Here is a 9,927-nt window from a genome sequence, read left to right as displayed (position 1 = left end):
GTCCCCGACGCCGACGGCCTCGACGCGGCCATCGCCTCCATCGACGAGCGCATCGCCGAGCTGGAGGAGCACCGGTCCCGGCTGGCCCGCCTGCGCGACGCCGCCGCCGACGGCGCCCCCGCCGAGGCCCTCCCCGCCCGCTTGTCCGCGGTCTACGACGCAATCGAAACGGCGATCGAGGCCACGGGCGACCGCCGCGCGCTGACGCTCATGCGCCGCGAGCGCCGCCTGTCCGACATCGCCGCACGCCTGGGGCACATCAACGACGACGTCGTGGAGCTCCTCGACCACGCCGACCCGGCCGAGATCGCCGACTATTACCTCCGCATCGCCGCCCTGGCCGATCCCGGCTGGACCGACGACGACGCCCGCGACCTCGTCGACCGCGGCTTCGCCATCGTCGAGCAATACGGCGAACTGCCGCCGTCGCTCATCCCCTCCCTCCGTTTCTTCGCGGCCAATCGCCCGGCCCGCGCGCTGGTCACCGCCGCATACCCCGCCCCGGGCCAGCGCCGCTTCGTCGAGCTCGCCTTCGACCGGCTCGGCTCCTACATCGAGGAGTATTCCCGTGACCTCAGCTGATTCCACGCCCCGTCCCCGCACCGATTCGCTTCACGACGCCCACGCCCCCGCCATCACCGTGCGCGGCCTGACCAAGCGCTTCGGGTCGTTCACCGCGGTCGATGACCTGGATCTCACGGTCCGCCGGGGCACCGTGCGCGGGTTCCTGGGCCCCAACGGCGCCGGCAAGTCGACGGCGATCCGGGCGATCCTCGGCATGCTCCGCCCGGACGGGGGCACCATCGATGTCCTGGGCCACGACCCGGTGCGCGATCCGGCGGCGGCGACGGCACGCGTCGCGTACGTTCCGGGCGACGTCGCCCTGTGGCCACAGCTCACCGGCGGGCAGACGCTGGCCACGCTGGCGAAACTCCGGGCCGGCGGCGCGGGCGATTCCCGCGGCGACGACCCTGCCGTGCGCGCCGAACTGATCGAGCGTTTCCGCCTCGACCCGACGAAGAAGAACCGCGAATACTCCAAGGGCAACCGCCAGAAGGTCATGCTCGTCGCGGCGCTGGCGGCCGACGTCGATGCGCTGGTCCTCGACGAACCGACGTCGGGCCTCGACCCGCTCATGGAGCGGGAGTTCGCCGCAGTCGTCCGCGAGCGCGTCGCCGCGGGAGCCTCGGTCCTGCTGTCCAGCCACATCCTGTCGGAGGTCCAGGATCTGGCCGACGACATCACCATCATCCGCGAGGGCCGCCTCGTCGAATCCGGGTCGCTGGCGGATCTGACGCACCTGCGCGGCTCCAAGCTCGCGGCCACGCTGCCGGACGGATCCCGCGTCGAGCGCCTGCTCCCCCGCGACGACGTCCCCGCCGCCCTGTCCGATCTGCTCTCCCGCGGCGCGACCGACATCTCCTGCACCGACGCCGGGCTCGAGGACATCTTCCTCGACCACTACTCCGGTGAGGCGCGGGCGGGCCACGGCCCCTCCGGAGCGTCGTCAAGCACCCGCGAACAAGCCGGTGACCAGCGATGACCACCCTGCTGCGCCTGCACCTGCGCACCCGCCGAGGATTCCTCATCGGGTGGCTGACCCCGCTCATCGCATTCATGGCGGTCACCCCGCCCGCCTACCGCGCGACCTACCCGAACCAGACCGAACTCGAGGTCCTCGCCGAGCCGATGCGCGTCAATCTCGGCCTGCGCGCGATGTACGGCATCGTCCCCGACCCGTTCACCTTCGGCGCGTTCACGCAGTGGGAAACCGGGATGTGGGTGTCCATCCTCGGCTCCGTCATGGCGATCCTGCTGGCCGTGAGGCTGACTCGCGCGACCGAGGACGACGGCATCGCCGAGATCGTGCGGTCCTCGGGCTTGACGACGCGCACCCACGCCGCCTCCGCCGCCATCGTCGTCATCGGCGCCTGCGCGGCGCTCGGGCTCGGGTCGACGCTGGCGTTGTTGGCGTGCTCCACCGCCATCGAAGGCATGTCCGCCATCGGCTGCATGCTCACCGGGGCCGTCGTGGCGGCGGCGACGTCGGCGGCCGGGGCGATCGGTCTGCTGGCGGGGCACGCGGCGAAAACCGCGCGCGGCGCCCGTGGCCTGGGCATGGCCTATCTCGGGCTCGCTTTCGCCGTGCGCGCCATCGCGGATGTACGCGAACTCGACTGGCTGCGGCCGCTGTCGCCGCTGGGGTGGCGCGACGTCGTGGCCCCCTTCAGCGAGAACCGGGCGTGGGCGTTGATCCCCATGGCCGCGGTGGTGCTCGTCATGGTGTGGGCGTCGATGACCGTCGCCGCCCGGCGCGATCTCGGGGCGACGTGGCCGGCCCGCGGCGAGCGGGGCTCGGCGCGGCGCACGACGCAGTGGCGAGGACACGGATCGTGGGGCCTGCGGGCCCGGCTGGAATGGCCGACGTTGCTGGGCTGGGCGGTGGCCACGATCGCGCTGACCATCTTCTTCATGTCCATGACCGGCGAGATGACCTCCATGCTCGAGTCCTCCCCCGGCACCGCCGAGCTCGCCCGGCAGATGGCCGGCGGCTCGACGATGGAGGACGTGTTCACCGAGCTGATGGGCACGTGGCTGGGTCTCCTCGTCGCGTGCACCGCCGTGCAGGCGACGCTGTCCGTCCACGGCGACGAGGCCGCCGGGCGTTTGACGCCGGAGCTCGCCTCCGGAGTCCGGCGCCCGCGGCCCTACGTCGTCGCGTGGGCGGTGGCGGTCGCCGCGGTGACCGTGATCATCGCCATCGCCGCACCGCTCGGCGCGACCGCCGCGCAGGCGTCGACGGACACTCCCGACATCGCCTCCGGCGCACTGTGGTCGCTCGGCGGGCAGTGGCCCGCCGCCATCGCCGCGGCCGGCATCGCGGCCTTCTTCGCCGCCGTGCTTCCGAAGGTCGCGTGGCTGGCGTGGATCCCCGTCGCCTGGTCCGGCGTGACCACCTTCTTCGGCGGGATCTTCGGCTACCCCGACTGGCTGATGGACGTTTCGCTGTTCGCCCATGCCCCGCACGCCGCGGACGGAACGGTCGACTGGACCGGCGCCATCGTCCTCGCCGCAATCGGCGTTCTGGGCATGGTTCTGGGTGCGGTGGCCGTCGGCAAGCGCGACCTGGTGGGGTAGGCACCCCCGAAATCGGCGGGCGGCCGGCGACGACTAACGCCGGTGCGACGGCGGCGGGGAGAATGTTGCAGTCGTGCGCCGGCCATCATGTCGGCGGCTCCCCGTCGCGCCCCACTCCGGCGCCGCACCCCGCACGTGCCCCAAAAAGGAAGCCCCGCCAGATGCCCAAACCCGTAGATTCCCGCACCACGTACATCCCGGCGCTCGATGGTCTGCGCACCATCGCCGTGATGGCGGTGCTCTTCTACCACCTGGGCGCGTCGTGGGCGCCGGGCGGTCTGCTGGGCGTGGCGGTGTTCTTCACGCTGTCGGGCTACCTGATCAGCACGAACCTGCTGCGGGCGAAGTACCGGCACGATTCCTTCCGGCTGAGCACCTTCTGGCTGCGCAGATTCCGGCGGCTCGTGCCGGCGGTGGTGGTGACGGTCGCCGCGGTCTTCCTGGTCACGGCCCTGTCGACGCCGGGCGAGCTCGGCGACCGCGTGGGCGAGTCGATCAGTTCCCTGCTGTACGTGAACAACTGGTACGTCATCGCCCAGGGGCAGTCGTATTTCGACCAGTTCGAGTCGACGGGGCCGCTGGACCACATGTGGTCGCTGTCGATCGAGGAGCAGTTCTACCTCGTGTGGCCGCTGGTGCTGGCGCTGCTGTTCGCGCTGTTCGGGAGGCGGAAGCGGGCGAAGTGGTTCATCGGGGCGGCGACGCTGGCGCTGGCCGCGGCGAGCTTCGCGTGGATGGCGTACCTGTCCGACGCCGGCGCCGACGCCACCCGCATTTACGAGGGCACCGACACCCGCGCGGGCGGCCTCCTGCTCGGCGCGCTGCTGGCGATCGTGCTGGTGCGCAAGACGGGCGCGCCCGAGTTCAAGCGCCTGCCCGCGGAGATCTCCGGCTTGGTCGGCATCGCGGTAATCATCGCCCTCATCGCGGTGATGCCCGACGATTCGCCGTTCCTGTTCGGCGGTGGCTTGGCCGTGCTCAGCTTGGCGACGATGGCCGCCATCCACTCCATCCTCCACCAGCGGACCATCGTGGCCCGTGTTCTGGCCATCGCGCCGATGCGGTGGATCGGCGAGCGGTCCTACGGCATTTACCTGTGGCACTTGCCGGTGACGGTGTATCTGCCGAAGGAACTCGACGACATGCCGCTGCTGCGCGGCGCCGTGGTCATCGCGCTGTCCTTCCTGCTGGCCGCGATGTCGTGGACGCTGGTGGAGGATCCGATCCGCCGCAACGGCGTCATCGAGCCCTTCCGCGATTGGCGGGCCGCCCGCCGCCGCGCCCGCCGCGATCGGGTGGCCGGCCCGGGCACGCCCCGCACGGTGTTCGCGGGCGCGACGGTCGTCCTCGTCGCGGTGGCGCTGATGGGGCTGCCCGCGGCGATCACGGGCGGCGCGCGTCCCGGCGACGACCTGGAGGCGGACCTCGAGGCCCTCGCTCAGCGTCAGGAGGCCGCCCAGGCCGCGGCGCCGAAGCTGCCGGACCGGAAGATGCCCACCGGCGACCGCATCACCGCGCTGGGCGATTCGGTGCTGCTGGCCAGCGCCGCGGCCCTCGACGAGGAGTTCCCGGGCATCTACGTCGACGGCGCGGTGTCCCGCCACTACGAGGCGCTGCCGACGATGATCGCCAACATGGAGGCCGCCGGCACCCTCGACCAGTTCGTGGTCCTCGGCTTCGGCACCAACGGCGCGGCCCGCGAGGGCGAGTTCGAGGAGATCGTCGAGCTCCTCGGCGAGGACCGCGTGATCATCCTGGTCATGCCCTACGGCGACCGCTGGTACATGCCGGAGGCCAAGGAGCAGGTCATCGAGTTCGCCGAGGAGTACGACAACGTCTACGGCGCCGAATGGTGCCGCGCCGCCACGGCGGACACGACGCTGCTCCGCGACGACTACATCCACCCGACCCTCACCGGTGCGACGGCCTACGCCGATGCGGTCCGCGATGCACTCCAGCAGTGGGTGGATCGGGAGGACGGGGTCCCGGCGTCGTGCTGACGTCGTAAAGCTCGTCCTTCAACGGACTCCCTTGCTTTGCGACGCCCACCCGCACCCGGGGGCAACGTGCGATTGGGTGAACCCCCAGTAACTGGTGTCTGGCCTTTGTTTGCGCCCGGGAGCATCATGATCCCGGCGCGATTCCCGAGTGGCGCGCGAACCTCCCCAGCCCGCCCCGAGCGCAGACCCGCGAAGGCCCTCCCATGCCCAAACCCGTAGATTCCCGCACCAAATACGTGCCCGCCCTCGACGGGCTGCGCACCATCGCCGTGATGGCGGTGCTCTTCTACCACCTCGGCGCACAGTGGGCGCCGGGCGGATTGCTGGGAGTGGCGGTGTTCTTCACGCTGTCCGGCTACCTGATCAGCACCAACCTGCTGAAGGCCAAGTACCGGCGCGACTCCTTCGGGCTGGGGACTTTCTGGCTGCGGAGATTCCGGCGGCTCGTGCCCGCGGTGGTGGTCACCGTCATCGCGGTCATGCTGGTCACCGCGCTGAGCACCCCGGAACTCGTCGGCGAGCGAATCGGGGAGGCCCTCAGCGCCCTGGTCTACGTGAACAACTGGTGGGTCATCGCACAGGGACAGTCGTACTTCGACCAATTCGCGGGGCCGGGGCCGCTGGACCACATGTGGTCGTTGTCCATCGAGGAGCAGTTCTACCTCGTGTGGCCGCTCGTGCTGGCGCTGCTGTTCGCGCTATTCGGCCGCCGGCACCGGGCGCGGTGGATCATCGGCGGCGCGACCGTCGCCCTCGCCGCCGCGAGCTTCTTCTGGATGCACCACCTGACCACCGTCGACGCCGACGCCACCCGCATCTACGAGGGCACCGACACCCGCGCCGGCGGCCTGTTGCTCGGCGCCGCCCTGGCCATCTTCCTGGTCCACCGCGGCGGCCAGGCCAAGCCCGGACGCTTCACCGCCGAGATCGCGTCGCTGGCGGGAATCGCCGTCATCATCGGGCTCATCGCGACGCTGCCCGACCACTCCCCGTTCCTGTTCAGCGGTGGACTGGTCGTGCTCAGCGTGGCCACCATGGCCGTCATCCACGGCATCCTCCACGGACGCACGATCATCGGCCGGCTGCTGGGCACCGCCCCGATGCGCTGGATCGGCGAACGGTCCTACGGCATCTACCTGTGGCACCTGCCCGTGACGGTGTACCTGCCGGCGAGCCTGAACGAGAATCAGCTGCTGCGCGCGGCGATCGTCATCGTGCTGTCCTTCTTCCTCGCGGCCCTGTCGTGGACGATGGTGGAAGATCCGATCCGCCGCAACGGCGTCGTCGAGCCGGTGAAGGCGTGGCTGGCCGCGCATCGTCGGGCCCGCCGCGATTTGGTCGCCGGCCCCGGGTTCCCGCGTCCCGTCCTCGCCGGCGCCACCGTGGTGCTGGCCGCCGTGGCGATGATGGGCCTGCCGCATTCGCTGACGGGCGCGCCCGCGACGGCGTCGCCGGATCAGACGATGGCCGTCGACGAGCGTCCCCTGGTCGATCCCGAATCCATCGCGGCGATGGACGCCAAGAAGGCGGAAGCCGAGTCAGAGGGCCCGGCCGCCACCAGCTGCACGACCGTGGTCCACGTCGGCGACTCGACGTCCATCGGCATGTTCTCCGAGGTGCAGCTGCCCGATCCGTCGGACAACGCGGCGCTGCGCTATCTGGAGGTCGGCGCCGAAGACGTGGTGACGTCGGTGTTCGGCGCCCGCGCCACCGCCGAGGGCTGGCAGAACTACCCCAGCGCCGTCGCGTCGGTGGCCGAGCTCAAGGCGCAGGGCATGCCGGAAGGCACGTGCTGGGTGATCGCCACGGGCGTCAACGACGCCGCCAACGAGGCCGTCGGCCACGGGTTCCCGCACCCCGACCGCATCGCGCAGATGCTCGACCAGCTCAAGGGAGAGCGCGTCCTGTGGTCGACCGCGTGGACCGGCCGCAACTACGGGCCATGGGACATCGTCAACATGGAGCCGTTCAACGACGCCCTGCGGGATGCGCAGAAGAAGCACCCGAACCTGCACCTCTACGACTGGGCCGCCGACGTGGAACAGGAATGGTTCCTCGAAGGCGACCTGGTGCACTACAACGCCACCGGCAACGCCGAGCGGTCCGCCCGCTTCGCCGACGCCCTCGCCCAGGCCTTCCCGGAGAAGGGCAAGGGGCCGAAGTCGCGGATCGTCGACACGAAGGACCGGGAGGTCTTCACGTCGCTGACCCGCCCCGTGGAGGAGCCCGAGGAGACCGACGGAGCAGGTGGCACCGGCGGAGCAGGTGGTGGCGGCACCGACGACGCGGACGGCGCATCGGGGCCCGCGACGCCGGCTGGGACGCCGTCCGTTCCGGCGAGTGAGAGCGCCACGCGCCCGACGGACATTTCGGCGGTGTAGGGGTCACCCGGTCGGCTAGTGTTTCGGGGGTTCTCCACTCACCCCGAAAGGTCGACCGCGTTGCAGATTTCACCGTTGCGCCTGGCCGCGCTGACCCTCACCTGGGCGACTCTGTGGTCGGGCGCCTTCGTGGCCATGAAGGTCGCCAGCGACCACGCCGGCGCGTACACGATCGTCGGCATCCGCTGCACGATCGCCGGCGTCATCATGATCGCCGCCGCATGGGGCGCACGAAAGGCGCTGACCCGGCGGGGATTGGCGGGAACCGCAGTCGTCGGATTGCTCAACAACGCCGGTTACCTCGGGCTCATGGCCACGGCCATGCCGAACCTGTCGGCGGGCATGGGGGCGATCGTCACCGCGCTGACCCCGCTTGCGGTGCTGGTGATTTCATCGCTGCGGGGCCGGGCGCTGCTGATCACCCAGTGGATCGGGTGCATTCTCGGCTTCCTCGGGGTCGTCGGATCCGCGTGGACCCGGCTGGACTCCGGCGAAACCTCGTGGACCGGCGTCGGCTTCAGCCTCGGCGCCGTGACCTGCCTGGTGGCGGGCACGGTGCTCACCCCGAAGCTCGTCCCGCCGGGAAGCCCGTGGTTGTCCACCGGCATCCAAAGCCTCGCCGCCGGCGTGCCCAGCCTCGCCGTCGCGCTGCTATTCGAGAGCGCACCCGAGCTCACCATGCGGTTCCTCGCCGCCGAGATCTACCTGATCTTCGGCGCCTCCGTGCTGGCCATGACCATGTGGCTCACCCTCATCCGCCAGGCGGGCCCCGACCGCGCGGCAGTTGCGCACTTCCTGCCGCCGCTGATCAGCATCGTCCTCGGCGCGGTGCTCCTCGGCGAGGATGCCTCCCCGCTGGCGCTGGCCATGTGCGTGCCCGTCGCCATCGGCGTCGCCCTGGCCACGATGCGGCCTCGCCCCCGTACTGCCGGCGCGGGCCCCCGTCGCCTCGACTGACCCCGCCGCACCCCGCGACAACGGCGAAGGGCCGGGACGCGGACCGTCGTAAAGCGATCCGTGCCCCGGCCCCCGCGCATGCGAAACGCGACCGGAAAGCGGAGGGAACTACTCCACCGTCACCGACTTGGCCAGGTTGCGCGGCTTGTCGATGTCCTCGTTGCCGCACTGGCGCGCGATCTCCGCGGCCAGGAACTGCAGCGGGATGGTCGACAGCAGCGGCTGCAGCAGCGTCGACGACTCCGGGATCTCGATGAGGTAGTTCGCGAACGGGCGGACCTTCTCGTCGCCCTCCTCCGCGATGACGATCGTCTTGGCGCCGCGGGCGCGGATCTCCTGGATGTTCGACACGATCTTCGAGTGCAGCACCGCGCGGCCCTTCGGCGACGGCACCACCACGACCACCGGCAGATCATCCTCGATCAGCGCGATCGGGCCGTGCTTGAGCTCGCCGGCCGGGAAACCCTCCGCGTGGATGTACGCCAGCTCCTTCAGCTTCAGCGCACCCTCCAGCGCAACCGGGAAACCGACGTGGCGGCCCAGGAACAGCATGGTCGGAATCGCGCCGAGCTCGCGGGCGATGTCGTAGACCTGCTCCTGCATCTCCACGACCGCCGCGATCTTGTCCGGGATCGCCTCCAGCTCGCGGTACTCGCGGGTGACCTCGTCGGGGTACTTCGTGCCGCGGGCCTGCGCCAGCGCCAGGCCGACGATGTAGTTCGCCGCGACCTGCGCCAGGAACGACTTCGTGGCGGCGACGCCGATCTCCGGGCCGGCGTGGGTGTACAGCACCGCGTCCGACTCGCGCGGGATCTGCGCGCCGTTGGTGTTGCACACCGCCAGCACGCGGGCGCCCTGCGACTTCGCGTGGCGCACGGCCTCCAGGGTGTCGGCGGTCTCGCCGGACTGCGAAATGGCGACGACCAGCGTCTGGCGGTCCAGCACCGGGTCGCGGTAGCGGAACTCGGAGGCGACCTCGATCTCCACCGGGATGCGCACCCAATGCTCGATGGCGTACTTGGCCAGCAGGCCCGAGTGGTAGGCCGTGCCGCAGGCGACGACGAAGACCTTCTCGATGTCCCGCAGGTCCTGGTCGGTCATGCGCTGCTCGTCGAGGACGATGCGGCCGTCGACCAGGTGGCCGGCCAGCGTGTCGCGGACGGCGGCGGGCTGCTCGTGGATCTCCTTGATCATGAAGGAGTCGTAGCCGCCCTTCTCCGCGGCGGCGAGGTCCCAGTCGATGGTGAACGGGCGGCCGGACTGCTCGACGCCGTCGAAGCCCATGATCTTGTAGTCGTCGGCGGTGATGACCACGACGTTGTCCTGGCCCAGCTCCACGGCCTCCTTCGTGTGGGCGATGAACGCCGCCACATCGGAGCCGAGGTACATGCCGTCGCCGCCGACGCCGACGATCAGCGGGGTGGAGCGGCGCGCCGCGATGATGCGGTCGG

Annotated in this window: 7 protein-coding genes; 6 read left to right on the top strand and 1 reads right to left on the bottom strand. The window is 70.8% G+C overall.

Annotated elements, in window-relative coordinates; genetic code table 11:
* From GX015_RS11260 to GX015_RS11235, 6 genes are all read left to right on the top strand, one after another.
* Positions 1 to 582 (top strand): hypothetical protein (locus GX015_RS11260; protein ID WP_291345202.1); only part of this gene is annotated, 582 nt, incomplete at its 5' end.
* Positions 569 to 1,543 (top strand): ABC transporter ATP-binding protein, encoded by a 975-nt coding sequence (locus GX015_RS11255; protein ID WP_291345200.1) that lies wholly within the window; start codon positions 569 to 571, stop codon positions 1,541 to 1,543. The genes GX015_RS11260 and GX015_RS11255, both read left to right, overlap by 14 nt.
* A complete protein-coding gene (locus GX015_RS11250; RefSeq protein ID WP_291345199.1) occupies positions 1,540 to 3,138 on the top strand; it encodes a hypothetical protein in 1,599 nt (532 codons plus the stop codon). Before GX015_RS11255 ends, GX015_RS11250 begins: the two co-directional genes overlap by 4 nt.
* Before the next feature lie 161 nt (positions 3,139 to 3,299).
* On the top strand, positions 3,300 to 5,138 hold the full coding sequence (locus GX015_RS11245) for an acyltransferase family protein (protein ID WP_291345198.1): 1,839 nt from the start codon (positions 3,300 to 3,302) through the stop codon (positions 5,136 to 5,138).
* Positions 5,139 to 5,341: 203 nt separating this feature from the next.
* Positions 5,342 to 7,519, top strand: a complete 2,178-nt coding sequence (locus tag GX015_RS11240) for an acyltransferase family protein (protein WP_291345197.1) — start codon at positions 5,342 to 5,344, stop codon at positions 7,517 to 7,519.
* A gap of 60 nt (positions 7,520 to 7,579) precedes the next feature.
* Positions 7,580 to 8,476, top strand: coding sequence for a DMT family transporter (locus GX015_RS11235; RefSeq protein ID WP_291345196.1), 897 nt, complete (start codon positions 7,580 to 7,582; stop codon positions 8,474 to 8,476).
* A gap of 108 nt (positions 8,477 to 8,584) precedes the next feature.
* Here the strand turns inward: GX015_RS11235 and glmS are convergent.
* Positions 8,585 to 9,927: glutamine--fructose-6-phosphate transaminase (isomerizing) (glmS, locus tag GX015_RS11230; protein ID WP_291345195.1), on the bottom strand; the 1,343-nt coding region annotated here is incomplete at its 5' end.

It is taken from the genome of Corynebacterium sp., assembly GCF_012837295.1.
Taxonomy (GTDB): Bacteria; Actinomycetota; Actinomycetes; order Mycobacteriales; family Mycobacteriaceae; genus Corynebacterium.
Note: the sequence above shows the minus strand (reverse complement) of the source record. Positions and strands in the feature narration are given on the sequence as shown.

Bases quoted from the DNA above. Each gene is read 5' to 3' on its own strand.
- GX015_RS11250 (WP_291345199.1), top strand. From the start codon at position 1,540: ATGACCACCCTGCTGCGCCTGCACCTGCGCACCCGCCGAGGATTCCTC.
- GX015_RS11240 (WP_291345197.1), top strand. From the start codon at position 5,342: ATGCCCAAACCCGTAGATTCCCGCACCAAATACGTGCCCGCCCTCGAC.
- GX015_RS11245 (WP_291345198.1), top strand. From the start codon at position 3,300: ATGCCCAAACCCGTAGATTCCCGCACCACGTACATCCCGGCGCTCGAT.